The organism is Halorussus salilacus, assembly GCF_024138125.1.
Classification (GTDB): domain Archaea; phylum Halobacteriota; class Halobacteria; order Halobacteriales; family Haladaptataceae; genus Halorussus; species Halorussus salilacus.
This window is the reverse complement of the sequence record NZ_CP099993.1, coordinates 170,985-197,203: the sequence shown is the minus strand read 5'-3', so window position 1 is coordinate 197,203 and position 26,219 is coordinate 170,985. Positions and strand designations below refer to the sequence as shown.

The 26,219-nt window shown below is 69.1% G+C and carries 26 protein-coding genes and 1 tRNA gene; 18 read left to right on the top strand and 9 right to left on the bottom strand.

Translation table 11 applies throughout. The features are described 5' to 3' along the window. Positions 1-18 precede the first annotated feature (18 nt). The 6 genes from NGM10_RS01080 to NGM10_RS01055 all read left to right on the top strand — a co-directional run bounded on the left by NGM10_RS01080 (position 19) and on the right by NGM10_RS01055 (position 7,798). Positions 19-555: a hypothetical protein gene (locus NGM10_RS01080; protein ID WP_253480902.1), complete on the top strand. Its 537-nt coding sequence runs from the start codon at positions 19-21 to the stop codon at positions 553-555. Positions 556-715: 160 nt separating this feature from the next. Then, on the top strand, positions 716-2,353 hold the full coding sequence (locus tag NGM10_RS01075; RefSeq protein ID WP_253480899.1) for a long-chain-fatty-acid--CoA ligase: 1,638 nt from the start codon (positions 716-718) through the stop codon (positions 2,351-2,353). Between the two features lie 365 nt (positions 2,354-2,718). Next, complete coding sequence (locus tag NGM10_RS01070) at positions 2,719-4,356, top strand: transglutaminase TgpA family protein (protein WP_253480896.1); 1,638 nt, start codon at positions 2,719-2,721, stop codon at positions 4,354-4,356. 250 nt (positions 4,357-4,606) lie between these two features. Then, entirely contained in the window at positions 4,607-5,740 is a 1,134-nt protein-coding gene (locus NGM10_RS01065; RefSeq protein ID WP_253480893.1) for a DUF4129 domain-containing protein, read from the top strand. Between the two features lie 175 nt (positions 5,741-5,915). Further along, complete coding sequence (locus NGM10_RS01060) at positions 5,916-6,365, top strand: DUF7269 family protein (RefSeq protein ID WP_253480890.1); 450 nt, start codon at positions 5,916-5,918, stop codon at positions 6,363-6,365. Continuing rightward, entirely contained in the window at positions 6,362-7,798 is a 1,437-nt protein-coding gene (locus tag NGM10_RS01055) for a DUF58 domain-containing protein (RefSeq protein WP_253480888.1), read from the top strand. The genes NGM10_RS01060 and NGM10_RS01055 overlap by 4 nt, the downstream gene beginning before the upstream one ends. 298 nt (positions 7,799-8,096) lie before the next feature. On the opposite strand, the gene NGM10_RS01050 is transcribed toward NGM10_RS01055, so the two are convergent. After that, positions 8,097-8,897: a hypothetical protein gene (locus NGM10_RS01050; RefSeq protein ID WP_253480887.1), complete on the bottom strand. Its 801-nt coding sequence runs from the start codon at positions 8,895-8,897 to the stop codon at positions 8,097-8,099. Here NGM10_RS01050 and NGM10_RS01045 point away from each other — a divergent pair. Further along, positions 8,838-9,476 carry a DUF7519 family protein gene (locus tag NGM10_RS01045; RefSeq protein ID WP_253480885.1) on the top strand — a complete coding sequence of 213 codons (639 nt, stop codon included), beginning with the start codon at positions 8,838-8,840 and terminating at the stop codon, positions 9,474-9,476. The two genes, NGM10_RS01050 and NGM10_RS01045, sit on opposite strands and share 60 nt — an antisense overlap. A 63-nt stretch (positions 9,477-9,539) precedes the next feature. Here the strand turns inward: NGM10_RS01045 and NGM10_RS01040 are convergent, their stop codons facing one another. Further along, on the bottom strand, positions 9,540-10,499 hold the full coding sequence (locus tag NGM10_RS01040) for an AAA family ATPase (RefSeq protein ID WP_253480883.1): 960 nt from the start codon (positions 10,497-10,499) through the stop codon (positions 9,540-9,542). A gap of 659 nt (positions 10,500-11,158) precedes the next feature. Between NGM10_RS01040 and NGM10_RS01035 the strand changes: the two genes are divergently transcribed. Next, a complete protein-coding gene (locus NGM10_RS01035; protein WP_253480881.1) occupies positions 11,159-12,106 on the top strand; it encodes a M48 family metallopeptidase in 948 nt (315 codons plus the stop codon). A gap of 63 nt (positions 12,107-12,169) precedes the next feature. Here the strand turns inward: NGM10_RS01035 and NGM10_RS01030 are convergent, their stop codons facing one another. Continuing rightward, positions 12,170-13,228 carry a DUF7972 family membrane protein gene (locus NGM10_RS01030; protein WP_253480880.1) on the bottom strand — a complete coding sequence of 353 codons (1,059 nt, stop codon included), beginning with the start codon at positions 13,226-13,228 and terminating at the stop codon, positions 12,170-12,172. 100 nt (positions 13,229-13,328) lie between these two features. Between NGM10_RS01030 and NGM10_RS01025 the strand changes: the two genes are divergently transcribed. Next, on the top strand, positions 13,329-13,982 hold the full coding sequence (locus tag NGM10_RS01025) for a plastocyanin/azurin family copper-binding protein (protein WP_253480878.1): 654 nt from the start codon (positions 13,329-13,331) through the stop codon (positions 13,980-13,982). A gap of 21 nt (positions 13,983-14,003) precedes the next feature. On the opposite strand, the gene NGM10_RS01020 is transcribed toward NGM10_RS01025, so the two are convergent. Continuing rightward, positions 14,004-14,555 carry a homing endonuclease associated repeat-containing protein gene (locus NGM10_RS01020; RefSeq protein WP_253480876.1) on the bottom strand — a complete coding sequence of 184 codons (552 nt, stop codon included), beginning with the start codon at positions 14,553-14,555 and terminating at the stop codon, positions 14,004-14,006. Positions 14,556-14,863: 308 nt separating this feature from the next. Between NGM10_RS01020 and NGM10_RS01015 the strand changes: the two genes are divergently transcribed. The 3 genes from NGM10_RS01015 (at position 14,864) to NGM10_RS18155 (ending at position 16,047) form a co-directional block, all read left to right on the top strand. Then, positions 14,864-15,364 carry a type IV pilin domain-containing protein gene (locus NGM10_RS01015; protein WP_253480873.1) on the top strand — a complete coding sequence of 167 codons (501 nt, stop codon included), beginning with the start codon at positions 14,864-14,866 and terminating at the stop codon, positions 15,362-15,364. A gap of 3 nt (positions 15,365-15,367) precedes the next feature. Beyond that, positions 15,368-15,838, top strand: coding sequence for a type IV pilin domain-containing protein (locus tag NGM10_RS01010; RefSeq protein ID WP_253480870.1), 471 nt, complete (start codon positions 15,368-15,370; stop codon positions 15,836-15,838). Positions 15,839-15,924: 86 nt separating this feature from the next. Continuing rightward, positions 15,925-16,047 carry a hypothetical protein gene (locus NGM10_RS18155; RefSeq protein WP_256504324.1) on the top strand — a complete coding sequence of 41 codons (123 nt, stop codon included), beginning with the start codon at positions 15,925-15,927 and terminating at the stop codon, positions 16,045-16,047. Positions 16,048-16,054: 7 nt separating this feature from the next. Here the strand turns inward: NGM10_RS18155 and NGM10_RS01005 are convergent, their stop codons facing one another. Further along, positions 16,055-16,666 (bottom strand): aminopeptidase, encoded by a 612-nt coding sequence (locus NGM10_RS01005; RefSeq protein WP_253480868.1) that lies wholly within the window; start codon positions 16,664-16,666, stop codon positions 16,055-16,057. Between the two features lie 137 nt (positions 16,667-16,803). Between NGM10_RS01005 and NGM10_RS01000 the strand changes: the two genes are divergently transcribed. Both NGM10_RS01000 and NGM10_RS00995 read left to right on the top strand, forming a co-directional pair. Next, on the top strand, positions 16,804-17,232 hold the full coding sequence (locus NGM10_RS01000) for a helix-turn-helix domain-containing protein (RefSeq protein WP_253480865.1): 429 nt from the start codon (positions 16,804-16,806) through the stop codon (positions 17,230-17,232). A 120-nt stretch (positions 17,233-17,352) separates the two neighbouring features. Continuing rightward, positions 17,353-19,056: a spermidine synthase gene (locus NGM10_RS00995; RefSeq protein ID WP_253480862.1), complete on the top strand. Its 1,704-nt coding sequence runs from the start codon at positions 17,353-17,355 to the stop codon at positions 19,054-19,056. Here the strand turns inward: NGM10_RS00995 and NGM10_RS00990 are convergent. Continuing rightward, positions 19,031-20,572: a TrkH family potassium uptake protein gene (locus tag NGM10_RS00990; RefSeq protein WP_253480859.1), complete on the bottom strand. Its 1,542-nt coding sequence runs from the start codon at positions 20,570-20,572 to the stop codon at positions 19,031-19,033. The genes NGM10_RS00995 and NGM10_RS00990 overlap by 26 nt on opposite strands. Positions 20,573-20,676: 104 nt before the next feature. Between NGM10_RS00990 and NGM10_RS00985 the strand changes: the two genes are divergently transcribed. After that, entirely contained in the window at positions 20,677-21,855 is a 1,179-nt protein-coding gene (locus tag NGM10_RS00985) for a pyridoxal phosphate-dependent aminotransferase (RefSeq protein ID WP_253480857.1), read from the top strand. A gap of 119 nt (positions 21,856-21,974) precedes the next feature. Beyond that, the gene (locus tag NGM10_RS00980; RefSeq protein ID WP_253480855.1) at positions 21,975-22,271 is read left to right on the top strand and encodes a PRC-barrel domain-containing protein; all 297 of its coding nucleotides are present in this window, start codon (positions 21,975-21,977) and stop codon (positions 22,269-22,271) included. Here NGM10_RS00980 and NGM10_RS00975 read toward each other — a convergent pair. Then, complete coding sequence (locus NGM10_RS00975; RefSeq protein ID WP_253480853.1) at positions 22,268-23,719, bottom strand: DHH family phosphoesterase; 1,452 nt, start codon at positions 23,717-23,719, stop codon at positions 22,268-22,270. The two genes, NGM10_RS00980 and NGM10_RS00975, sit on opposite strands and share 4 nt — an antisense overlap. A 232-nt stretch (positions 23,720-23,951) precedes the next feature. Here NGM10_RS00975 and NGM10_RS00970 point away from each other — a divergent pair. Continuing rightward, positions 23,952-24,025, top strand: a tRNA-Lys gene (locus NGM10_RS00970). Positions 24,026-24,554: 529 nt separating this feature from the next. Here the strand turns inward: NGM10_RS00970 and NGM10_RS00965 are convergent. Together NGM10_RS00965 and NGM10_RS00960 are read right to left on the bottom strand one after the other, a co-directional pair. Then, positions 24,555-25,007: an AAA family ATPase gene (locus NGM10_RS00965; protein ID WP_253480852.1), complete on the bottom strand. Its 453-nt coding sequence runs from the start codon at positions 25,005-25,007 to the stop codon at positions 24,555-24,557. A 32-nt stretch (positions 25,008-25,039) separates the two neighbouring features. Then, on the bottom strand, positions 25,040-25,279 hold the full coding sequence (locus NGM10_RS00960; RefSeq protein ID WP_253480850.1) for a hypothetical protein: 240 nt from the start codon (positions 25,277-25,279) through the stop codon (positions 25,040-25,042). A 103-nt stretch (positions 25,280-25,382) separates the two neighbouring features. On the opposite strand from NGM10_RS00960, the gene NGM10_RS00955 reads away from it, so the two are divergent. Continuing rightward, positions 25,383-26,018, top strand: coding sequence for an IS6 family transposase (locus NGM10_RS00955; protein WP_253480417.1), 636 nt, complete (start codon positions 25,383-25,385; stop codon positions 26,016-26,018). Positions 26,019-26,219 lie beyond the last annotated feature (201 nt).

Here is a 26,219-nt window from a genome sequence, read left to right as displayed (position 1 = left end):
GGGCACCGAAGGGCGACCGTGCCCACGTTCGTCGAAGCTATCCAGTCGGTCGAGAGCGTCCCGGAGTTCAGTCGGCGGCTGTCCGACAGGGTCGAGACCGTCGGCGAGGCCGTCGACGCGCTCGAAGCGTGGATACGCGAGAGCCGGGCGACCCACGAGGACCTCCTCGCGGAATACGAGGCGGTCAAGTCCCACGCGAGGGACGAGATTCGACGCGAGACCGACGAGTCCGTCGAGGACGTTCCCGCCGAGGAACTGCTCGACCACCCGGCGGTCTCGGAGGCGACGAAAGAGCGCCTCGGGGAGTCCGGAACCAAGCTGTTCGCGTACCTCGACGCGGCCGACTCCTACGGGGACGCCCGCGCGGAGCTTCTGGGCGGGCTGACCGCCGAACTGGAACTCTACGAGGACCTCCTGTCGGGCGTCTCGGCGGGCGAAACGTCGGTCGCCGAAGCCAAACAGCGCATCGCGCGGTTCGCCCGGACCGACGCCGTCGGTCCGGCGAACCGGACCGCGGCCGACGTAATCCTCGAATCGACTGACGGCGGGGAGTGACCCCGTCCCTGATTCCGACCCCGACCGGTGAGGAGAGACCTGTGTCGAAGGGGTGTGCCGAAGGGGTGTGCCGAAGGGAAGCGTGGCGGGGGCGAGGCCGCGGTGTCCCGAAGTCGAACGGAGTAACGTTTTATAGACCGAAGTGTGTTATCTAACCGCTATGGTAAATCTTGTCACGAATGTTCGGGAGGTCGCGTCGGAGCATCCCGACGAACTCGCGGTCTCCTTCCGGGGTCGAGACGCGACGTACGCCGAGTTCTGGGCGCGGACCGGGCAGTTCGCGGCCGGACTGGCCGACCGAGGCGTGGGCGCGGGCGACCGGGTCGCGGTGTACCTGCCGAACCTTCCCCAGTTCGTGACCGCGTTCCACGGCACGCTCCGGGCGGGCGGCGTCGTCGTTCCGATGAACCCCCAGTACAAGGCCCGCGAGATACGCCACCTGCTGGCCGACAGCGAGGCCGAGGTCGTGGTCACGCTGAGCGACCTCGTCCCCTTCGTCGAGGAAGTACGGGACGACACCGACGTCGAGCACGTCGTCACGGTGGGAGAGGGAGCCGACGCCGGGACCGATTTCGAGGCGTTCCTCGGCGACGACCACGAGTTCGCGGTCGTGGACCGCGACGACGACGACGTGGCGGTCCTGCCCTACACCAGCGGGACGACCGGCCAGCCCAAGGGCGTCCAGTTGACCCACCGGAATCTCGGGTCGAACGCCACGATGGCCGCCGACCTCGTGCCCGGCGGCATCGGTCCGGACGACAGGCAACTCGGCGTCCTCCCGCTGTTCCACATCTACGGGATGACCGTGGTGATGAACGCGACGCTGTTCAACGGCGGGGCCTACTACCCGCTCCCCGAGTGGGACGCCCAGGAGGCCCTCTCGCTCGTCGAGGACGAGCGGCTCACGCTGATGCACGGCGTCCCGGCGATGTACAACGACGTCATCAATCAGCCCAACGCCGAGGAGTTCGTCCTCTCGTCGCTCCGGCTCGCGGGCGTCGGCGGCGCGGGCATCCCCATCGAGGTCCTCCGGCGGTTCGAGGAGCTGTACGACGCGACCATCTACGAGGGGTACGGCCTCACGGAGACCAGCCCCGTGACCCACTTCAACTCCCCCGAGCGGGGTCGCCGCGTGGGGAGCATCGGCAAGACGCTTCCCGGCGTTCAGGCGATGATCGTCGGCGACGACTTCGAGGAGCGCGACCCCGTCGAGGAGGGGCCAGTGGACGAAGATGAAGCCGATCTGGACGGAATCACGGGCGAACTCGTGGTCTCCGGGCCGAACGTGATGAAGGGCTACTACCGATTGGCGGAGGCCAACGAGGAGGCGTTCACCGAAATCGACGGAAGTCCCGCAAGCGAAGCGAGCGGGACCTCGGAGGAGCAGGGCCCCTCCGGAACCCGGTGGTTCCACACCGGCGACATCGGCTACCGCGACGAGGACGGCTACTTCTACGTCGTGGACCGCAAGAAGCACGTCATCAACACCGCGGGGTACAACGTCTACCCGCGGGAGGTCGAGGAACTCCTGTTCGAACATGAGTCGGTCGCCGACGCCGCAGTGGTCGGGATTCCCGACGACCGCCGGGGAGAGACCGTCAAAGCGTTCGTCGTGCCGGTCCCGGACGCCGACGTGACGCCCGACGAGATACAGCAGTACTGTCTCGACAACCTCGCGGAGTACAAACACCCCCGCGAGGTCGAGTTCGTCGACGAACTCCCGCGGACGACCACGGGGAAGGTCCAGAAGTTCGAACTCCGCGAGCGCGAGACGGGGGCCGAGACCGCGGCGGAGTGACCCCCCGCCGTCGCGGTCCGAGAGAGCGTCGCGACGCTCGGAAAGCGTCGTAACTGCCGGTCGGAGTCACCGCAGAACCCGGGCGCACGCCCCTCGTATCTATCCCTTGTCGCCAGAACCACTTAAAGCGATTCGGGCGGGCGTCGCCGTGCGACGCCCGCCCGAATATTCGGCAATTTTTTTATGTTTGTCGCCGCAGTTGTCATCCACACTCTCGGCGGGCCGCGCGGCGCGCGCCGCGCGGCCCGCGGCACGGCCGTCGGGAACCCACCCGACGCGAACGCACGCACCCGACGCGAACCCACGCACCCGACGCGAACCCACCCGACGCGAACACGTCCGACGCCAACACACCGCCCCACTCCATGACCGACACGTCGCCCCCGCTGGTGCCCGACGACGAGGAGGCCCGCGACCGCCTCCGGGTCCTGCTCGCGGTCTGTTGCGTCGTCGCGGTCGCGCTCGCGGCGCTCGTCCTCCCGGCGCTCACCGGGGCCGGACCCGGCGGGTCGCCGCTCGGGTCGGCGATTCCCCAGCCGGGGGTCGACCCCTTCGACGAGGGGCCGGACGGCGGTGGCGGCGGCGCGGCCGCGCTCGACGGCGCGGGCGGTCTCGGCGCGCTGAACCCGGGCGACACCACCTCGGTCGGCGGGTCGCTAGCCGACGAGGGCGAGACCAACGCCTTCCGGTCGCAGAACGCCGAGGTCCACTTCACGGTGGAGAGTTCGACCGCGAGCTACTGGCGGACCGGCGCGTACGACACCTACACCGGGGGTGGGTGGGAGCAGTCGGGCGAGCGCCGACCCTCCGACGGCAGCCTCGAACGCGACGGGATTCGCGGCGAGCGCGTCGAGTACGAGGTGACGCTCGCCCGGCAGGGAACCGCGCTCCCGACCGTCTGGCGGCCCGCTTCGGTCTCCGGGACCGACTCGGTGTACGTCACCGACGCGGGCGCGTTCGAGACCGACGACGCGCTCGGCGAGGGAACCAGTTACGAGGGAGTGAGTCACAAGCCCCCCCGCGACCCCGCGGTCCTGCGGGCCGCGGGCGAGGACTACCCGACCGATATCGAGGAGCGGTACACCGCGCTCCCCGCCGACACCGACCGGCGTCTCGGGGAGTTCACCGCGAACCTGACCGAGGACGCCGACGACCCCTACGAGACCGCGACCAGGGTCGAGTCGTGGCTGGAGGAGAACAAGAGCTACTCGCTGAACGCGAGCGCGCCCGGCGAGGACGCCGCCTCGGAGTTCGTCTTCGAGATGGACGAGGGCTACTGCGAGTACTTCGCCACCTCGATGACCGCGATGCTCCGGTCGCAGGGCGTGCCCGCCCGATACGTCGTGGGCTACTCGACCGGTCAGGAGGTCGGCGCGAACACCTATCAGGTCCGGGGGATGAACGCCCACGCGTGGGTCGAGGTCTACTTCCCCGAGGTCGGGTGGGTCCGGTTCGACCCCACGCCCGGGAGCGACCGTCTGGATGCCGAACGCGACGCCTTCGAGAACCGGACCGGCGAGTCCGGCGACGAGTACGCCCCGACCGAGGAGGGGAGCCCGAACGAGACGTTCTCTGCCGAGGAGACGGCCACGACCCCCGACGAGTCGGGGACCGAGACGACGGGCAGGTCAGGAACCGAGACCGCGCGCGAGTCGGAGACCGAGGGGAGTCCGACGACCACCGACTCGTCGCCGGAAACGTCTGAGTCCGAGACGACCGAGGGTTCCGAGACGTCTGGAACCACGACCGAGGAATCCACGACGACCGAAGAATCCGCGACGACGACGGAATCGTCCGAGACAACCACCACCGAAGAACCCGAGACGACCACGACGGAGGAGGAGTCCGACGACCGAGACAGCTACGAGGTGGAACTCGATCCCGACCCGGTTCCCGGCGAGAGCGTGACCGCGACCGTCACGCGCGAGGGGTCGCCCGCCGTCGGCGTCGCCGTGCGGTTCAACGGCGACCTCGTCGGCACGACCGACGGGCGGGGACGGTGACCGGCGAGGTCCCCTACGCCCGGAACCTCACGGTCACCGTGGGGACGCCGAGCGCGCGGGCGCGCTCGGCGTCCCACCCCTCCACGACGCCGACGCGCCGCGGTCGCTCGGGGGGCCGCCGGAGTCGCTCTTCGCGCGAAACGAGACGAACGAGTCCCGGTCGTACTCCCTCGACACCGACGCCGAACTCGCGGTCTCGGGCGACGCCGCCACCGGCGAGGAGGTTGTCGTCACCGCCACCGTCTCGGGCGTGCCCGTCCGGGACGCCGCGGTCGAACTCGACGGCGAGCGCCTCGGCGAGACCGACGGGCAGGGCAGAATCCGGGTCCGGCTTCCCGAGTCGCCGGGCAACGCCACCCTCGCGGTCGAGCGCGGGCCGGTCTCGGGCGAGACCACAGTCTCGCTCCCGGACCTGACGGTCTCGGCCGACCCGGTCCTGCCGGTCGCCCTCCCCGGGACCGGCGTCGAGGTCGCGGCGGCCTACGGCGACGAACCGGTCCCCAACGCCAGCGTTCGGGTCGGCGGCGGGGAACGCCGGACCGGCCCGAACGGCAGCGCGACCGCGACCCTCCCGTTCGGTCCGAGCGCGACCGTGACCGTCGTCGCCGACGGTCAGACCCGCCGGACGACCGTCTCGGGCCTGTTCGTCAATCTCCTCGGTGTCCTCGTCGGGACCGCGGCGGTCGTCGGCGGCCTCGCACTCGGGGCCCGTCGGCGGGGACTGACGCCCCGCCGAATCGCCGCGCTCCTCGCCCGGGCGGCGGCCGCGATACCGCGGCTGGCGGTCGCCCTGCTGTTCGGCATCGCCGACAGACTCGACCGCGGGATTCGGGCGGTCGCCGACGCCATCCGCGACCTGCTCGCGGGCGAGGCCACGGTGCCGGAACTGGTCGAGCGACTCCGCGCGTGGCTCCGCGAGCGCCTGCGCGCCGCGCAGGCGCTCGCGGGCCGACTCGCGGGCGAAGCCGAGGTCAGGGACGCCGACGCCTCCGCGGCGTCCGACGCGCCGCCCCACCCCGAAGAGGTCGACTCCTACCGGACGCTCCGGGAGGCGTGGGCCGACTTCCTCCGGGTGGTCTCGGTCCGGCGGCCCGCCGCGATGACGCCGGGCGAACTCGCAGACCACGCGGTCCGCGAGGACGACCTGCCGCCCGAGGCGGTCGCGACCCTCCGGGACGCCTTCCGCGACGTGGAGTACGGCGCGCGCTCGCCCGCCGAGCGACTCCCCCGCGTCGAGGAGGCGCTCGCGGCGGTCGAGGCGGCGGCGCGCCCGCCCGAATCGGGCGAGGGGTCGGCCGACGAACGGGGCGAGACCTCGGTCGACGAACCGGATGAGGCGGGGTCGGAGGCGGCCGCCTCCGACCCCGCGGGAGGTGACGACTGATGCGGGCCAAACTTCTGGGCGGCCTCGGCGCGCTCCTGACCGCCGCGACCGCCGCGGCGGTGTTCGCGCCCGACCTGTTCGCGACTCAGCTCTCGGCGGTCGCCGACCGCCTCGAATCGACCGACACTGGGCGGCTCGTGCTCGCGCTCGGTGTCGCAGTCGGCCTGTACTCGGCGTGGGCCGCGCGGTCCGGGGCCGACGCCCGCCCCCGACCGACGGCCCCGCCGCCCGGTTCGCGCGCGTCGGGGACCCGCCCGAGACCGCGAGCGCCGCCGACCGCGCTCGGACCGGCCGGTCGTTCGACCGGCGGGTCGCTACCGGGGCCGACGGCCGTGCGGCTTCGATGGAAGCGGTCCGTTCGACGCTGGCCGAGACCGCCGCCGGGGTCCACGCCCGAGGTGGCGGTCTGTCCTCCGAGGAGGCCCGAAAGGCAGTCGAGACCGGCGCGTGGACCGACGACCCGACCGCCGCCGCGTTCCTCGCGGGCGAGGACGGCCCGGAATTCCCGCTCTCCGCGCGCCTCCGGGAGTGGCTCGACCCGGCGGCCGAGCGACGGCGGCGGGTCGAGCGCACCGTCTCGGCGGTCGAGTCGGCGCTCGACGAAACGGAGGGCGAGTCGCCGTGAGCGACGACCGCGAGGACTCGGTCGACCGAGCGCGCGAGCGCGTCCCGCGCTGGCGGGGCGCGCTCGCGGGGACGCTCCTGCTGGTGACGCTGGGCCTGCTGTACGCCGAACCGCGACTGTTCGCGGCCGCCGTGGTCCCGCTGGCGTACGTGGCGGTCGGCGCGCTCTCGTCGCTGTCGGGCGCGTCGGCCCCGCGAATCGAGCGGTCGTTCGACCCCGCGAGCCCGCCGCCGGGCGCGCGGGTCGGGGTCGCGCTCCGGGTGCGCAACGAGGGCGAGTCGGCGCTGGCCGACGTGCGAATCGTCGACGGCGTGCCCGACGAACTCCGGGTGGTCTCGGGGTCGCCCCGGGCGGCGCTCTCGCTCCGGCCGGGCGAGGAGGCGACCGTCACCTACGAGGTGGTCGCCACGCGCGGCGACCACGAGTTCGGCGACCCCGCGGTCCGGGTCCGGACCGCGAGCGCGACCGACCGGGTCACGACCGCGGTGGCGGCCGGGGGCGAGTCCACCCTCTCGTGTTCGCTCGGGGTCGCCGACGCGCCGCTCGCCCGGGCGACCCCCAGACGCGTCGGGACCCACACCATCGACTCGGGCGGGGAGGGACTCGAATTCCACTCGACTCGCGAGTACCGGCCCGGCGACTCGCTGAGCCGAATCGACTGGCGGCGGTTGGCCAAGACGGGCGACCTCACCACGGTCCGGTTCCGCGAGGAGCGCGCGTCCCGGACCGTGGTGGTCGTCGACGCCCGCGGGGTCGCTCGCGCGACCCCGCGGGCGGGCTACCCGAACGGGGCCGAACTCGCGACCTACGCGGGCGAGCGACTCTACGACGCGCTGACCGACGCGAACGTCGCGACGAGCGTGACCGCGCTCGGGGTGCGGGACGCCGACCTCGACGGCGAACTCCCGCCGGACGGCCTGCCGTGGGCCGACTCCGACGACGAAGCCGCGAGCGCGCGCCTCGTGTTCGCGGCGGCCGCGAACGCGGCCGACCGCGACGCCCCGAGCGAGGTGCCGACCGACGGCGAGATTTCGGCAACACCGTTCTCCGCCGAGGGTCCGGCGGCGTCCGCCGCCGGACCCTCGGCGGGCGTGAAATCCTCCCGGGCCGCCCCCGACGGCGGCCGCGAGGGCGCGACGATACGACGCCTGCTGGCGCGCCTGCCCGTCGACTCGCAGGTGGTGGTCGTCTCGCCCGTCCTCGACGAGTGGCCCGGGTCGCTGGCCCGGGCGCTCGCGGTCCGGGGCCACGACTGCACCGTCCTCAGCCCCGACGTGACCGGCGGGGAGTCGCCGGGCCGGGCGGTCGCCGCGACCCGCCGGACCGTCCGGGTCCGGGACCTCCGGGCGACCGGCGCGGGCGTGGTGGACTGGGACGTGGCCGAACCGCTCGGCGTCGCGCTCGAACGCTCGCTGCGGAGGGTCCTGTCGTGACGTTCGACGGAGTCGAAGACACCGGTGAGGACCCCGACGCCGACCCGGTCGTCCCGGAGTCGAACTGGTCGCCGACGCGGGCGAGCACCGCGGTCGCGCTGGCGGGCACCGCCGGGGGAGTCGCGGCGCTCTCGCGGGCGGTCGGCGTCGAGACGGGCGTCCTCGTCGCCGCGGCGGGCGCGGCGGGGCTGGCGCTCGCGCTCTGGCTACTGGCGGTCGAGGAGTGGCGCGTCCCCGCGACCGTCGGGGCGAGCCTGCTGGTGGTTCCGGCCGGGGGCGCGGTCGCGGCCGGGGTGGGCTACGAGGTCCTCGTCCGGTTCGCGGCGCTGTTCCCCGCGCCCACCCCGGGCCAAGTGAGCGCGAACGCCCTCCGGGTCGTCGGCGCGGGAGCGGTCATCTGGGGCTGTACGCTCGCGGTCTTCGGCGCGGCCGCGTCGGTCCGGAGCGTCGCGACGAGGGAGACGCTCGCGCGGTGTCTCGGCCTCGCGGTCCGGACCGCGGTCCTCCCGGTCGGGTTCGCGGTCGCGCTCGCGGGCCGCGCGCTCGCGGCGAACTTCGACGCTGTTCCGGTCGACGGGTTCGTCGACGAAGCGGTCTCGACCGCCGCCCGTCTGGTGTTCGCGGGACCGGGGAGCCCCGAACCGGAGCCCCGGCTGTTCTCGTTCTGGGTGGTGTTCACCGCGGCGGCCGTCGCGACCCACCGGGCGCTCCGCGCGCTCCCGACCCGCGAACTCGCGGGCGACGCCGCGGTCGGCGGCGTGGAACTCGCGGCGCTCGCCGACCGGGCCGAGCGCTGGTCGGTCCGGCTCGCGTTCGCTGCGCTCGCGGGGCTTCCCATCGCCCTGCTCGCGGGGTCGGCGTCCCCGCGGAGGCGCTCCGGGACGCCCTCCCCCCGGCGGCCTACGGCCTCCTCGCCGACGCGACGGGGTCGTCGGGTCTCCGTCGCCTCCTCGTCCGGACCGCGGTCGTCGCGGTCGGCCTCGCGGGAGCTGCCGCGCTCGTCCGGCGGTCGGCCCGGACCGGGACCGCCGACCTGCTGGTGGGCTACGCGCCCTACCTCGCCGGACTCGCGGTGGTCGCTGGCGTCGGCGCGGTCCACGGGCCGGTTCTCGACGCCCTCCTCGATTTCGTCGCGGGACGGCTCGACGCGCCCCTCGCCGAGCAGTTCCGTCGGCTCTCGGGCGGCGTCGTGGAGTTCTACGGCTCCGAGACCGTGGTTCTCGGCCTCACAGCGGTCGTGGCGTTCCTCGCGGCGACCGGGCTGTTCGCGCTGGCGCTCGGGTACCTGCTCGGGTTCGTCCCCGACCGCGCGGCCGGACCGTCGCTGGCGGGCGGCGGCCTCTTCCTCGCGGCGGCGTTCGCGGGGACGCTCGACGCGCCGCTCTGGCTGGTCCTCGGCTGTCTCGCGGTCGCGCTGGCGGTCTGGGACGCGGGCGAGTTCGGGGCGACCCTCGGCGCGGAGGTCGGCCGGGCCGCGACCACCCGGCAGGCGGAGCTCCTCCACGCGGTCCGGTCGGTCGGCGTGGGCGCGCTCGCGGTCGTCGCGGCGGGCGGACTCGCGGGCGCGCTCTCGACCGACGCGAGCGCCGGGGGCGTCGCCGGAGGCGTCGGCGAGGCCGGAATCGCGCTGGTGGGCGCGGTCGCGGCGGTCGTGTTGCTGGTGGCTGCGTTGCGGTGAGAGCGTCGCAGCGGGCGGGAGGGTCGGCGCGACTCGATGCTCGCAGGCACCTCGACCCGACGCTCACTGGGTCGGCGTCACGGCCGGGACCTCGACCCGGTCGAGCACGTCGGCGACGATTTCGCGCCGGTCGACCCCGCGCACGCTCGCCTCGTCGGTCGGGACGAGCCGGTGGGTGAAGGTCGGTTCGACGGTTCGCTTCACGTCGTCGGGCGCGACGTAGTCGCGACCGGCGACGACCGCGACCGCCCTGCTGGCCTCGAACAGGCGCTGGACGCCGCGGGGCGAGACCCCGACCGCGACGCGGTCGTCCTCGCGGGTCGCCCGACCGAGCGCGACCACGTAGTCCCGCAACTTGGCGTCCACGCGCACCGATTCGAGGACGCGCTGTATCTGGGCGACCTCCCGGCCCTGCACGACCGGGTCGACGCTCGGGGCCTTCGCGGTCCGGTCGGCCCGGCGGTCGAGAAGTTCGCGCTCGCCCGCCTCGTCGGGGTAGCCCATCTGGGTCTTGACGATGAAGCGGTCGCGCTGGGCCTCCGGCAGGCCGAAGGTGCCCTCCTGTTCGACCGGGTTCTGCGTGGCGAGCACGAAGAAGGGGTCGGGGAGGTCGTGGGTCGTCCCGTCCACGGTGACCTGCCCCTCGCCCATCGCTTCGAGCAGGGCGGCCTGCGTCTTGGGCGGGGCGCGATTTATCTCGTCGGCCAGCACCACGTTGGCGAAGACGGGGCCGGGCGAGAACTCGAAGTCGCCGGTCCCCTCGTCGTAGACGTTCGACCCCGTGATGTCGGCGGGCAGGAGGTCGGGCGTGAACTGGATGCGCGAGAAGGAGAGGCCGAGCGCGTCGGCGAAGCTCCGGGCTGTGAGGGTCTTTCCCGTGCCGGGCACGTCCTCCAGCAGGACGTGGCCCCGCGCGAGGACTCCCGTCAGGACGGTCTCGAGGAACTCGCGGTCGGCGATGACCGCGCTCCCGACCGCGTCGAGGACGCGCTCGCACCGCTGGGTCGCCGTCGGTTGGTCCATGAGGTCGAACTATCGGTGAGTCGTAAAGAAGGTTCGCCCGCTAGGTGTGAAATGGATCTGGATTAGTGGAGGCCCGTTCGGTGTGGATTGCATTCGCGGTTCGATTGGAACCGTGACCGCTTCCACAGTGATTGCCGTGAACAGCCAGAAAGCCCCCGCCCGCTCGCGGTCGCTGTGCGGGATATTCGCGGCTCTCTCCGCACAGCCCGAGCCGCGAATAGTTGCCCGCACAGACGACCATGCAAGCGCGAGCGGGCGGCCCCTTTCAGTCCCGCCCGGTAGGATGTTTCGCCGGTCGTCGTTCGGTCGACTGTCCGATGGAGAATCGGCCGGTGGGACAGTCCACCCGGCGTCTGCCGGGGTGAAGCGACAGCAGGCGCGGAAGACGTCGTTCGTCTCCCGGCGCGCGCTGGTGAGGGCCGTGGTTTGGCCCGAACCAGAGCGTGCGAGGGGCGAGCATCGCAGGGAGGAACGGAGTGACGACCGAGAAGCGCAGTCGGTTGGGGAGGTGAGTGGCCTGCGGTCGCGGTGCGGTTTCACAGGGACCGGGAGTAGCTAGCTTCGCTCGAATCGTCACGCGGGAGGGTTCGACCCGGGCCGACCTCACTCGCGACTCCACCACCGACATTCCCTTGCCCGACCCGCACCAACAGCCGACCATGCGCCGGGTCGGAATCCGCGCCCTGATGGCGGTCGTCGGGGTCGCGCTACTGGTCGTCTACGCCGGGGTGGCGTACCTCGGGGTCCGCCTGCTCGCGGCCGCGTGGTTCCTCCGGGTCGACCTGCTGGCGGCCGTCGCGTGGGCCACCGCGCTGGCCGTCGCGCTCGGCTACCTGAGCTACCGGTTCGGCACGGCGCGGCTCCTCTCGCAGATTCGCGCGACCGACCTCCCGCGGAGTCGCGCGCCCCGCGCCCACGCGAGACTCGACAGCCTCGTCGAGCGGATGGACGCCGAGCGACCCCGGTTGCTGGTCGCGCGGATGGCGACCCCCAACGCGCTGGCGCTCGACGCGCCCGGCGGCGGCGCGCTCGTGGTGGACCGCAGGCTGTTTCGGTTGCTGTCGGGCGCGGAGTTCGAGGCGTTGCTCGCCCACGAACTCGCGCATCTGGAGAGCAGGGACGCGCTCGTCCAGACGCTAGCGTACAGCGCCGGGCGGACGCTGGTGTGGGCGGTCGTCCTGCCCGCGCTCCCGTTCGCGGTCGTCCTCGCGGGCGTCGGGCGCGCGCTCGCGTGGCTGCGGGGGCGGCCGCCAGCCGAGCCGGTCGTGGGGCCGCGAGCGCTCCGCTATCAGGTCGGGCGGGTCGTGATGGTCGGGTTCGTCGGGCTCACGCTGGCGGTGCTGGCCCACTCCCGGCGGCGGGAGTTCGCGGCCGACGAGCGCGCGGTCGAGGTGACCGGCGACCCGCTCGCGCTCGCCCGCGCGCTCCGGAAGATCGAGCGCGCCTCGACCCCTCGCTGGGGACTGCTCGCGCCGCTGTCCGTCCGCGGCGACGAGGAGGGGCCGGTGACGCGACTCCTGTCGACCCACCCGTCGATGGACGAGCGCGTCGAGCGACTCCTCGCGCGCGCCGAGAGCGAGCAGACGCGAGTGGTGAACGTCGGGTAGAGGGCGCGAGTGGTGAACGTCTGGTGAGTTCGGTGACATCGACGAATCCGCCACCCCTGCCCCCTACCGGGACGGATAGCTCGCCTCGGAGGCGAACGGCGTGACCGTCGTCGTCCGCTGGGCGACCCACGCGAGTCGCAGAACGAACGCGAACAGGATGGCGAGCGGCGCGAACCCGACCACGAACGCGGTCGACGCGACGCCGAAGAGCGCGGTCGTCGGGACCGCGACTCCGGCCGCGCCCGCGGCGTTGTAGAACAAGAGCGCGAGTCCGACGAGGACGACCGCCGGGACGCCGACGTAGAGGAGGAGCCGCGAGAGGAACGCGAGTTCCTTCTGGACGTACACCGTCCGGAAGTACTTGCGCGCGACGTCGATTTCGAGCAGGTGGGATTCGACGGTCCCGAGCGACTCGCGGAGGTCGGCGGGCAACGACTCCGCCGCCCCGCGTATCTCGGCGATCTCCTGTAGCTGGTCGACGTGATTGGTCGCCAGCGTCGCCGAGATGACCGCGTACACCGACTCGCCCTCGCCGTCGAGGACCTCCTCGACGCCCCGGGCGTCGGCGGCGAGCGACTCGGTCAACTGACGGAGTCGCTCGCGGGTCTCGCCGTCCACCGCGTCTCCCGCGTCGGTCGCACTGCCCGCGTCGGCCGCCGCGTCGGCCAGCGTCTCGGTCTCCGATTCGAGGCTCTCGTGGAGGAACCGGAGGAACGCCGCTGGCGTCTTCGGGCTCACGCCCGCGTCGGCGGTCTCCTCGACGCTGTGCTGGTACTCGCGGGTCCGCTCGATGCGCTCGCGGAGCGTCCCGGGTTCCGCGAGTTCGCGCGCTAGCACGAGCTGATTTATCGAGAGGACGACCGTGACGAGCGTCAGATTTCCCGTGAGGAGCGAACTGAGCAGGAAGTTCATCGGGCTTCCCGGTCGGACCGCGGCGCGTCCGTACGCCGACAGCACGCCGACCAGCAGTACCGAGGTTCCGGCGAGGACGACGCCCGCGACCACCCACCGTCGCCCCCCGAGGAGGAGCCACGACGCCCCGATGCGGGCGGTCTCGGTCGTCTCGGACTCCCCTTCGGGGGTCCTCGAATCAGCCGACTCCGGTTGGCGCGTCGACGACACGGCGTTCGGTACGGCGAGCGGCCCGAAAAGCGCTCTGGCGGTCGAACGCCGGACCAGCGGCCGAATCGTTATTCCGCGCGGAAGCCGTATATGCAGTGTCATGAAGCGACGAACGTTCGTCAGCGCCGCGAGCGCGGCCGCGCTGGCTGGACTCGCGGGGTGCGGGGCACCGACCGGGGACGATGGGAACGGTGGAAACGGCGGCGAGGGGGACGGGGCGACGACCGAAGAAGCCGAGGATGGGGAGACGACGGAGGAGGAAGACGGCGAGACCACGGAGGGCACGGAGACGACCACCGAGGACACGGAGACGACCGCGGGAGAGGACGGCGACGGCGGGGGAGTCGAGGTCGCGATGATAACCGAGGGCAGCGAGTACTACTTCGACCCCATCGGGCTGGCGGTCGAACCCGGAACCACGGTCACGTTCGTCAACGAGAGCGGGGCCCACTCCTCGACGGCCTACGCCGAGGGCAACGGCGGCGCGGAGGTGACGCGCATCCCCGAGGACGCCGAGCCGTGGGACAGCGAGACCATCTCGGAGGAGGGCGCGACCTTCGAGCACACCTTCGAGGTCGAGGGGACCTACGACTACTTCTGCATCCCGCACAAGACGCTGGGGATGGTCGGGCGCATCGTGGTCGGGGAGCCGGGCGGCCCGGGCGAGGAGGGGATGCCCCCCGACGGCGAGGTGCCCGACAGCGACACCATCGTCGAGGAGGGGTCGGTGTCCTACGAGGACTTCTCGGGCTGAACGCTCGCCTCCGGCGAGCGTTCAGCCGGGGGTGATACCGTCGAGGTCGGCCTCCGCGAGCGCCCGCCGCCACGACCCGAACCGGCGGTGGTAGGTGACCGGCGCGTACTCGCCGCGCTCGTCCATGTCGGCCACCCTTGGCGCGCGGCCCAGTTCGTCGGCCAGCCGCTCGATCTCCCGGAGGAGTTCGGCCTCGGAGATGCGGTCGTTGGTGTCGAGCATCGCCTCCTGAAGCGCCGACGACCAGCTGCCGAACCGCAGCTGGTAGGTCCGGTTGGAGTACTCGCCGCGCTCGGTCATGTCCTGCTGGGTCGGCGGCTTGCCGAGTTCGGTGTAGAGACGCTGGAGCTCCGCCAACAGCTCGCGGTCGGGGATGCGCTTGCTCCCCATCTCGTCGGGGTCGAGTCCGGCGGCTTCGAGCGCTTCGTTCCAGCTTCCGAACACCTCCTGGTACAGCTCCGGAGCGTAGTCGCCCTCCTCGTGCATGTCCACGACGGTCGGCGTCTTGCCGAGCCGGGCCGCCAGCGACTGGAGCGCGGCCCGAAGGGTCTCCGGAGCGACCTGCTGGCTCATCGGTTTCCAGATACGTGCGCGCTATCTTAAAGATAGGCCTTCCCGTAATCGCCGGATTTATTAGCAAGGTGTCTGTTTAACCTTTCTGAGGATATCAAGTTCTATAATTCTGTTTTCAGGTAAGGAAGTGTTTATATATCTTCGCTGTGAACAGGTAAATCAAGCACGTAGGAATGGCCCGAGAAGTGCCGGTACGGGGCGGCTTGACGGCTCCCCTCCGACGGATTTCAGTACTCCGTTCGGGGCCTTAAAGGGTACGGCCACTTCTCAGGGCTGATAACGTGCCATAGAACGGAGAGATACAAAACATGAAACTCAAGACACTGTTCGAAGACGACGGGGCGGTCAGCCCTGTCATCGGCGTGATACTAATGGTCGCGATTACGGTGATTCTCGCGGCCGTGATCGGAACGTTCGTGTTGGGACTCGGTGACCAAGTGAGCGAGGCGAGTCCGAACTCGCAGTTTGGGTTTGGATACGGAACCGCTGAGGGTGGATCAGATTACGTGAATATCACCCACGATGGCGGTGAAGGAGTAAATACGGATCAGATAAGTGTTCAAATCGGCGGGACTCTCGCTTGGAATGGGACTAGTGAATATACGGAATACAAAACCGGCGGTGATAATGACTTCGTGAATGCTGGTGGGACGAACGGTTGGGATAAGGAGAAGATAACTGCTGGTGATAGCTTGGACATACAGGAAAATGGAGCTGACATGACCGATGGCGACTCGGTGAAGGTCATCTGGAACGCTCCCGGTAGCGACAAGACAGCCGTCATTGGCGAGTCCGAGGTGAGTCTCTAAACCATGAATCTGTCAGAGGCACTCAAGTCGTTCGTCGGCGGTGACGAGGAGCGAGCGGTCAGTCCCGTCATCGGCGTCATCCTGATGGTCGCGATTACGGTCATCCTCGCGGCCGTCATCGGAACGTTCGTCCTCGGTCTCGGTGACCGGGTCGGGCAATCGAGTCCGAACGCGAACTTCGGGTTCGATTACAGCGCAGGTAACGACATAGTTGTTGAAGTCACCCACGATGGCGGTGATTCGGTGGAGGCCAACCAAGTGAATGTCTCTGTTGGTGGGGCAGACGTCTACGCTGACGGAGAATTAGTAGATGATAGTGGTGAGAATAGCAGTAGTTGGAGTGGCGACATCACCGCTGGAGATTCCATTTACGTGGATGGGAAATTCTCTGACGGTGACGAGGTCCGAGTCATCTGGTCGGCCTCTGGTAGCGACCAGACCGCCGTCATCGGCGAGTCCGAAGTCGACATCTAACCACCACCGCGATTCCTCCCCATTTTTCGACCCGCCCAGCGACCGCACCGACCCTTTAAGCATCCCGTGCGTGTATCTCACGGCGAATGGGTGACCTCCGCGAATACGCGACGGACGTGACCAAGCCCGAAGTCGCCGTGTTCGTCTCGGGCGTGGCGAGCATGGGCCTCGAAATTCTGGCCGAGAGAGTATACCGGCGCTCGGTCTAGCGGGTCGTTACGGAATCTTCTCCACTGCGTCCGAGAGGTCGTCGGGGTCCCCCCACGGAATAACGCGGTCGCCGGTTGCCTCTTCGAGCGCCGCGAGGTGTGAGGCCGCCATGCCGTTGTCGTACTTCTCGCGTTGCGTGGCTTCGGTCCCGTAAATACGCTTCAGCAACCAGAGGACGTCGCGGATGTGGCGCTGATGGTGATAGAGATAGCCGAGTTCCCAGACGTGCCCGCCGTCGTAATCCTCCAGAATACCGACGATATGGGTCGCCGTCTCCGAGAGGATGTCGAACGCCGGGACCCACAGTTCCAGCTCGTCGCCGGAGAGTCCGAAGTCTTCGAGCCGGAAGGCGGTCGCTTCCGGGCGGTCGTCGAGGATGTCGCGAACTCGTCGGCGTCTCTTTCCGGGAGCGTCGTCGCCGCCGCGTCCGACGACGAGGTATCGGCGGTCGGCCCGCTTGATCTCCCGAAATTGCTCTCCGTGGAGGTGGTTCTTCAACCGCTCGTGCTGAGTCGGCGTCGGCGAAAGGGTGTCGTCGGCGTCGAGCAACTCCTCCGAACCGACACCTCCGATGTACTCTCCGTCGTCTCGGCCGGGTTCGTCGTCGCTACTCGGCATACCGGATGTGGGAACGACGAACCGATTAATCTACCGATTACTTCGAAACTACCTCGACAATTAGTCAGACAATTAGTTGGAAACCACTCGAACTGAGTGACCAAGTGTTTATGGGTGATGAAACTGTAGTGTCGCACATGCACCCGAAAGCGAGGCAACCCGGGGGAGGCGAGGAATCGTCGAAGTCCGAGTTCAACACCTGGGAAGCGCTCCAGAGGGCCACCGACGACACTCGCGCGAACATCATCGCCGACATCGTCGGGCATCCGAAGGGCGCTCCGAGCGTCGACGAACTCGATTACATGAACCCGAGTCTGAAGAAGGACGCCATCAGAAACCATCTCAAGATACTGCGCGATGTCGGCGTCGTCGAGGAACTCGAAATCGAGGCCGGAAACCGGATGCGCGAGTTCCCCTACAAGTTCTACCGACTCACGAAGGTTGCCCGAGACCTGTTCGACAGGAACGGACTGTTCCCCGAGGAGGCGTGGCGACGGCAGTACGAGCGCGTCCAGAAGACCGGGGAGATTCGAGAGTTGCAGGAGATGCCGCGTCCGGACCCGTAGCTCTCTGGCACCCGGTCGGCGTCGATTCCCTCGAAACTGAAGGTTCCATCCCCGCGCTACTACACCGCCTTCTTCGCCGCACCGACCCTTTAAGAATCCCGTGCGTGTATCTCACGGCGAATGGGTGACCTCCGCGAATACGCGACGGACGTGACCAAGCCCGAAGTCGCCGTGTTCGTCTCGGGCGTGGCGAGCATGGGCCTCGAAATCCTCGCCGGGCGAATCGTTGCGCCCCAGTACGGCAGTTCCATCTATACGTGGGGGAGCATCATCGCGGTGTTCCTCGCGGCGCTGAGCCTCGGCTACCACTACGGCGGCAAGCGCGCGGCGTCCCGGGCGACCACCGACCGGCTGATTCGGCTGTTCGTCCTCACGGCGGGGTACGTCGCGGTCGTCATCTTCGCCGACGACCTGCTGTTGGCGGCGGCCGCGGCGATGCCCCTGCCCTACCGGTTCGCGTCCCTGCCCGCCGTCATCCTGCTGTTCGGCCTGCCGACGTACCTGCTGGGGTTCGTCAGCCCCTACGCCGCACAGCTCTCGGAGAAGGAGGGCGTCGGCGAGGCGTCGGGCCACGTCTACGCCGTGGGGACCATCGGGAGCATCGTCGGCGCGTTCGGGACGACGTTCTTCCTCATCCCCGCGCTGGGCATCGACCGCATCGCGCTGGCGTTCGGCCTGCTGTTGACCGCGACCGCGGTCTGGCTCGCGGCCCCGCGGCTCCGTCGCCGGTCGGTGTTCGCCGCGCTCGCGGTCTCGCTGGTGCTGGTCGCCGCGGTCGCCAGCGGGTCGCTGGGCTTCTCGACCGGCGGGAAGGTGGTCTACCAGACCCAGACGCCGTATCAGGAACTGGAGGTCGCCGACCTCGGGGACACCCGGACGCTGTACCTCGACGGCCAGCGACACAGCGCGATGGACAAGAGCGACCCCGACCGGCACGTCTTCGACTACACGCGGTACTTCCACGCGCCGTACCTGTTCGCCGACGACCCCGACGACATCGACCGCGTGCTGTTCGTCGGCGGCGGCGGGTTCACCGGCCCCAAGCGGTTCGTCGAGGAGTACAACGCCACCGTGGACGTGGTCGAGATAGACCCCGAGGTCATCGACGTGGCCGAGCGCTACTTCGGGGTCGAGGAGTCCGAGCAGTTGAACGTCCACAACGCCGACGGCCGCCAGTTCCTCCGCGAGACCGACCGCGAGTACGACCTCATCGTCCTCGACGCCTACAAGAAGGACAAGGTGCCGTTCCAGCTGACCACCGTGGAGTTCATGCAGCTGGCCAACGACCGCCTCTCGGAGGAGGGCATGCTCTTCGCCAACCTCATCTCCGCGCCCGACGGCTCGGCCTCGCAGTTCTACCGCGCCGAGTACAAGACGATGGCCCGGGTGTTCCCGCAGGTCTACGCCTTCCCGACCTCCGAGACGGGCGCGGTTCAGAACATCGAACTCGTCGCGACCAAGAACGACACCCGGATCACCGAGGCCCAGCTCCGCGAGCGCAACGACCGCCGGGACATCGGCATCGACCTCTCGGCGGAGATAGAGTCCTACCGCCACGACGAGTCGACCGACGACGTGCCGGTGCTGACCGACGACCACGCGCCCGTCGACAGCCTCATGGACCCCATGATGGGCCAGCGGTACGTGGTCGAGGAGTCCGAGCGAAACGAGAGTGAGGACCGGCCGCGGGCCCGCGACGCTCGCCCGGGGGCGAGCGTCGCGCCGAGTGAGTCGGCGTTCGACCTCGAACTCGCGGCTCCCGGCTCTGGCCCCGCGACTCCGGACCTCGGACCCGCCCTCACCGCCGCCAGTACGACGGCGTGAGGACGACCAGCACGGTCAGGATTTCGAGGCGGCCGATCCACATCAGGAACACCATGTAGAGCTTTCCGGCGGCCGAGAAACGCTCGAAGCTGTCCATCGGACCGACGATACCGAACCCGGGGCCGATGTTCCCGAGCGTCGCGATGGCGACGCTCATCGCCTCCAGCGCCGAGAGGCTCAGCCCCTGCGCGAGGCCGTCGACGAAGACGACCACCGTCGAGACCGCGAAGATGGAGAGGAAGATGAGGACGAACACGAACACGTCCTGAATCGTGTCCTCGTCGACGGGACCGGTCGGGAGTCGGACCGGCCGGACGGCCTCGGGGTGGACCGACGTGTACAGTTCGCGAGTCATCGTCCGGTGGACCACGTACCACCGGACGATCTTGATCGACCCCGCGGCCGACCCGGCCGACCCGCCGAGGAACATCGCCAGCATCAACACGACCTGCGCCGAGGGGTCCCACGCGTTGAAGTCCATGCTCGCGTACCCCGTGGTCGTCACGATGGCTATCGTCTGGAACAGCGCCTGCCGCAGCGAGTTCTCGACGTTCCCCGGAATCGGCGCTATCTCGGTCGGAAGCCTCGCGAGACCGCCGCCCGTGAACAGCAATACCGCCAGCACAGCACCGACGACCCCCATCGCCAGCAGGTACGACCGGAACTCGCTGTTGTCGGTGAGCCTCCGCGGGTCGCCCCGGAGGACGTACCAGAACAGCGCGAAGTTGGTCCCCGCGACGACCATGAACGGCATGACCGCCCACTGGACTATCGGGGCGAACGCCTCGACGCTCCGGGCCTCCGGCGAGAACCCGCCGGTCGGCATCGTGGTGAGCGCGTGGGCGACTGCGTTGTAGAGGTCCATCCGGGGCGCGACCCCGGCGAGGTGGAGGCCGTAGTACACCGCCGCCGCGGCCACCGTGAACCCGAAGTATATCTTCCACAGCGCGCTGGCGGTCTCCCGGATGCGGGGGGTCAGCTTCTCGATGGAGATGCCCGGCGCTTCCTGTCGCATTATCTGGGCCCCACCGACCGAGAGCTGGGGGAGGATGGCGACCATCAGCACGAGGATTCCCATGCCGCCGAGCCACTGGGTGAACTGCCGCCAAAGCAGAATCGACCGCGAGTGGCGTTCGAACGATATCTCCCCGAGGACGGTCGACCCCGTGGTCGTGAACCCGCTCATGCTCTCGAACAGCGCGTTCACCGGGTGGGCGACCGTCCCCTGTCCCGCGAGGAGGTACGGAATCGTCCCGAACGCCGGAACCGCGAGCCACGAGAGGCTCACGAACAGCATCGCCTCGCGGTTCCCGAGGTCGGGGTCGGACTCCAGTCGTTCGAGCGCCGTACCGACCGCGACCATGGCGACGGTCGTCGCGAGGAAGGGCAGGAGGCTCTCGCCGTAGTAGAGGGCGACCGCCGCGGGGAACAGCGGCGCGAGACCGATGTACTTGAGGACGGTCCCGACCAGACTCAGGCTGGTCCGGTAGTCCACGTACACGTCGGGGTCGAACATCGTCTCGGGTATCGTGCAGGCATCATTAAGAGATGTCGGAAGCGCGACGAGCGCCCCCGAGACCCGACCCGAACGTTAATCCCGCGCTCGCCGTATCTCGGGACGTGCTCTCCGACATCGCGTACCTCGACTGGATTTCCGGTCGCCCCGACGACGCCGAGTTCGACCTTGGCTCCAGCGACCTCCGGCGCGCGCCCGCCGACCCCGGTTCGGTCGTCCCGCCCGCGCTCGCAGGCCTCCCGGACCCGCCCGCCGACGCGACCCTCGACGGACTGCTCGCCGACGAGTACGGCGTCGGCCCCGAGAACGTGCTCGTGACCGCGGGCGCGACCCACGCCAACCTCCTCGCGGCCGCCGCGGCGCTCGACGCCGCGGCGGCCGCGGGGGACCGCGGGGAGACGCCTCGCGCGGTCGTCGAGGACCCCGGCTACGAACCGCTCGTCGCCACCCCGCGGGGACTCGGCGCGACCGTCGACCGCTTCGCCCGCCCGGTCGCGGAGGGGTGCCCGCTCGACCCCGACCGGGTCGCCGACGCGCTCGCCGCCGACGGGGCGGCGGCCGACGCCGCGCTGGTCACGGTCACGAACCGCCACAATCCAAGCGGGCGGCGGGTAGGGCGGGACGCGCTCCGAGCGGTCGCGGAGGTCGCCGCCGACGCGAGCGGGCGCGCGGACGCGCCCGCTCGCCTGCTCGTGGACGAGGTGTACGCGCCCTTCGGGACCGACCCCGGAGACGGCCCGTTCGGCGGTCCCACGGCGGTCGGACTCCCGAACGCGGTCGTCACGAACTCGCTGACCAAGTTCCTCGGGTTCGGCGGCCTCCGAATCGGCTGGCTGGTCGCCGACGAGGCGTTCGTCGAGCGCGCCCGTGCGGCGAAGAATCACGTCCCGGCGGTCGCCGAGCCGAGTCGGCGACTCGCCCGGCGCGCGCTGGCCAATGCCGACGAACTCGCCGCGGAGTCACGCGAGCGCGTCCGGACGAACCGCGAGGCCCTCGCGGAGTTCGCGGCCGACCGCGACGACCTCCGAGGGAGCGTCGAACCCGGATGCTCGTACGCCCTCCTCGCTCACGAGGCGGCCGACGGCGACGAGGTCGCCGCGGCCGCGGCCGAGCGGGGCGCGCTCGTCGTCCCCGGACGGTTCTTCGACGCCTCGGAGTACGTCCGCGTCGGGGCGTGCGCACGCCCCGACGCGGTTCGCGGGGGACTCGACGCGCTCGGCTCCGCGCTGGACGACTGCTCGGGCGCGGGAACTCCGGACGACCGCTCGGGCGGGAGGACGTAGTTCCCGCGCCCGAGCGCGACGCATCGAACTCCGCGGCCCTCCGGTTGGCCGACCGCCGGGTTGCGTTCGCAGTCGGCTTCTGCCAAAAGTTAAGACCCGTGCATACAATCGGTCCGTACATGGACGGAACACCGCAGGAGATAACGACGCTGGTCGGACGGGAGGTGTACTCGAACAACGGGGTCTTCGTCGGCGAGGTCGAGGACGTTCGGTTGGACGTGAACGGCAACGCCGTGACGGGGCTCGCGCTCGGCGAACTCAACCGCGAACTGTTCTCGGACGTGATCGAGGGGCGAAACGGCGTGATGATACCCTACCGGTGGGTGCGCGCGGTCGGGGACGTGGTGCTCATCAACGACATCATCGAGCGCCTCCAACAGCCGAACAGCGAGGAAGAAGGCGAAGCCGTGGTCTAACTTCCGTTCCCGCCCTCGCCGCCCTCGACGCCCATCGCGTCGAACAGCTTCCGCCTGACGGCCTCCTCGGTGAGCGACAGCAGGGTGTCGCGGTTGTCGTCGGTGGTCTCGATGCCGGTGAAGATGCCCAGCGGAATCTCGACGCTGGCCTGCGTCGAGTGGCCCGCCGCCTCCCCGATGTCCGAGAAGGCGTCCTGAAGGACCTTGCCGATGTTCATCCGGATGTCCTTCGAGCGGGCGGCGAGATAGATGGTGTCGTCGGCGATGCCGAAGACGGCGGTGGTGGTGATGCCCTCCAGATTCAGCAGGTGGGAGGCCGCCTGCGTCAGGGCGTCCCGGTCGCGGATGAACCCCGCGTTGCTCACGAGGTGGCTCCCCTGGACTTCGCGGTTCGTGATGGCCTCCGCGAGCACGTCGAGGGTCTCGGGCGACATCGAGGGCGACTCGACCTGTTCGAGAGTGTCGTGGTTGGCGAAGGGATAGAGGAAGGCCGCGGCCGTGAGGTCTGCGGGGGTGGTGTCGCGCTTGAAGTCCAGCGTCTCCGCGCGGATGCCGTAGAGCAGGGCGGTCGCGACCTCCTCGGAGACGTTGAGGTCGAACTCCTGAATGTACTTGGTGAGGATGGTCGAGGTCGAACTCACGCTCGGGCGGATGTCGACGAACTCGGCCTCGTACTCCTCGTCGGGTTCGAAGTGGTCGATGAATACGTCGACCGGTCGGTCGAAGGTCGCCTCGGTCGCCTTCGCGTGGTCGACCAGCGCGATGGTGTCGTAGTCGTCGACGGTCGCGTCGTCGTAGGGAAGGAGTTCGATACCCAGCAGATTGACGAACGCCCGGTTCTCCTGGTGGCCGATGTCGCCGATGTAGAGGATGTCGGCCTCGACGCCCAGCGTGGTGGCGATGGCCTGGAGGGCCACCGCGCTCGCGATGGAGTCGGGGTCGGGGTTGTCGTGGGTGACGATGGCGAGCTTCTCGTCGGTGTCGCGGATGACCTCCGAGAGCTGCTGGGCCTTGTACTCCAGTTCGCCGGTTTCGAGCGCGTGCAGGGCCGAGTCGGCGATGACCTCCGAGGGATTGATGACCACGTCGGCCCCGAGCTCGGTGAGTTCGTCCTCGGAGACCGGGTCGCTCGCGCGGACGACGACGAACTGGTCGCCGCCGTTCTCGCGGATGTTCTCGACCGCCTGCTTGTTGGCCTCCACGTCCGAGGCGAGGATGAGCACGACCTCGTTGTCGGCGATGGTCTCGACGAGTCCCTCCTCTCGGATGTCGGCGGTCCGAGCGTTGAGGTCCTGGTCGCGCAGGGCCTCGACGCGGTCCTCGTCGCGGTCGATGATGAGTACCTCCTTGCCCTGCTCTACGAGCTCCTCGGCGACGGCGTGCCCGACCGAACCACAGCCCAAGATGGCGTAGTCGGACATCGAGGAGATGGTAATCCCGGCGCTCATGATACTGTGGCGTAGCTTCGGACCGCACTTAACAGTCCCGAACTGAACGTCGGTTCGGCGAGGACAGCGGTCCAGTCGTCCTATTTACGACCGGGGCGTGCGGAAAATATGGCCTCCGGAGGACCCGTCTCGACGGCGCTCCGTCGCCCGATTCGGCTTCGAATCGAAAGCGGTAACAGTCCGAGAAAACGGAAACGTATTTACGTCCGACGCGGCAAGTTCGGAATGCGTTGGGCCGGTAGCTCAGTTAGGCAGAGCGTCTGACTCTTAATCAGACGGTCGCGTGTTCAAATCGCGCCCGGCCCGTATTCTTCCGCGAGCAAATGGGTGAGCGACGCCTCGCGGCGCTCACCACCACTGCGAGCGGAAGCATCGAACTCCGAAGCGATTTGAAGTAGACGAGTCGCACGCCCGGAACGGCGCGAGCGAGGCGATTCGCGCCTCGCTCGCGCCGCAAGCCCGGACCGTCTCGGCGTAGTTCAAATCGCGCCCGGCCCGTATTCTTCCGCGAGCAAATCGGTGAGCGACGCCTCGCGGCGCTCACTATTTTACTGCGCTCACGAACCGCGAGCCTTCGGCTCGCGGTCGTTCGCTACTAAACGCTCGACCAAAAACACCGGAGGACGAACCGCGTCCTCCGGGCGGTCGTTCGTTGCACTCCGGCGAGACGGCCGCACCCCCTCAGTCGGAGGGTCGGCGGCTCCGCCGCCGACCCTCCCCTTCGAGGGTTCCTTGGTTAGCTCCCTCAAGCCCGTCCGCTCGCTCACCCCCGTCCGCTCGCGGATGCGTGCCCTCGTGAAATCGGACCAGCGAAATAGGACGGAGCGGGCCCGAATCACCCGTTATCGTACCACTGAATCACGTACCGTCCCAGCGCGTCGGCGGCCTCCTCGACCGACGCCACCTCAGTGTCGAGGGTCAGGTCCGGGTTCTCCGGCGGTTCGAAATCCGCGTGCATGGCGTGGACGCCGCGTCTGTCGATGGAGTCCTCGCGCTCCCGGTTGCGTTTCAGACAGAGTTCCAGACTCGCGACGACCGATATCAGGTGGGCGTCCGGGAGGCCGCGGAACCGCTCCTGATACTCCCGGCGGTAGAAAGTCCCGTCCAGAATCCAGTCGGCGTCGGGGTCCGCGCTCACGCGCTCGTACAGCTTCTCGTAGGTGTTCCGCGAGAAGTCGTCGGAGTGGAGGAGTCGGAAGCCGTAGCCCGCGGTCCGGAGGCGTTCGCGGGCCTCTCCGGCGACGGTGGTCTTGCCCGCGCCGGGCGGTCCGCAGACGAGGAGTATCACGCTCGAACGGGCGACGAGGACGCGGAAAGTCCTTACTGTCCGTGCGAGGACGGAGACGCCGGGAGCGTGTACTCGCCCCACTCGCCGTGAGCCAACTCGACGTAGCCCCGCTCGCGCATGTACTCCAGGAGGTCGTGGACCTCGTCGTAGTCCATCTCGGTCGCGTACCCCTCCTGTCGGAGCTCGTTCCGGAGGGCTCCGACCGACTTGATACCGACCTCCCGCGAGAGCGCTTCGATCACGGCGCGTTCGAGTTCGACCAGTTCGGCCATCGGTTCGGAGTGCGGAACTCGGGCTCATGAAACCTCGGGTCGTCTCGGAAGGCACTGTTCAGATAAGCGTTGAAGGATGAGGCGGTCGAATTCGTAGTGGTCTATGCCAGAATTCAGCCGCCTCAACGAATGTAGCGACTGGATCGAGTTAGAGTTTGTGGAGCGAGAAGCGACACCGGAGCCGCTGATGAAGCTCAGTATCCACCTGCATGCGGCCGGATTATCACTCTCGGATACTGTTTCTATCTTAGAGAAGTTCGGTGTCAAACGGTGTCGCTCCACTATCCACAATTGGGTGCAGAAAGCCGATCTACAGCCGACTGACGGCAAAAGCCCGAATCACGTTGCGGTCGATGAAACGGTGATTCAACTCAACAATCAACGCTACTGGCTGTACGCCGCCGTCGATCCCGAAACTAACGAATTCCTCCACGTCAAGCTCTATCCGACACGAACTATCGTTGTGACGAAGCAGTTTCTCACCGAATTGCAAGAGAAACACCGCGTCGGTGACGCGGTGTTTCTCGTCGATGGCGCACCGTGGTTACAGGCCGCACTCTTCGAGAAAAACCTCCGATTTCAGTATGTTCGCCACGGAAATCGGAACAGCGTCGAACGTGTTTTCAAAGAACTAAAACGCCGAACCAAACAATTCGCCAATCATTTCCGCCACGCGACCCACCGCTCCGCCGAAAATTGGTTGCAAACCTTCGCCTTCGCATGGAATCAGCTAATCTGAACAATGCCGTCTCGGAACGCGTCCGTAGCGAACAAGCGCGAAAACTGACACCGTCGAAGTAGGTCGATTCGACCATGCTACAGTTCGAGACCGACACCTCTGAGAACTGCGGCACCGAGTTCAAAACAGTGGACGGTTCGAACGCGGCCGAGCAGGGCTACTGTCGCCCGGCCTGCGAGACGGCCTCGGCGTAGCTCGGCC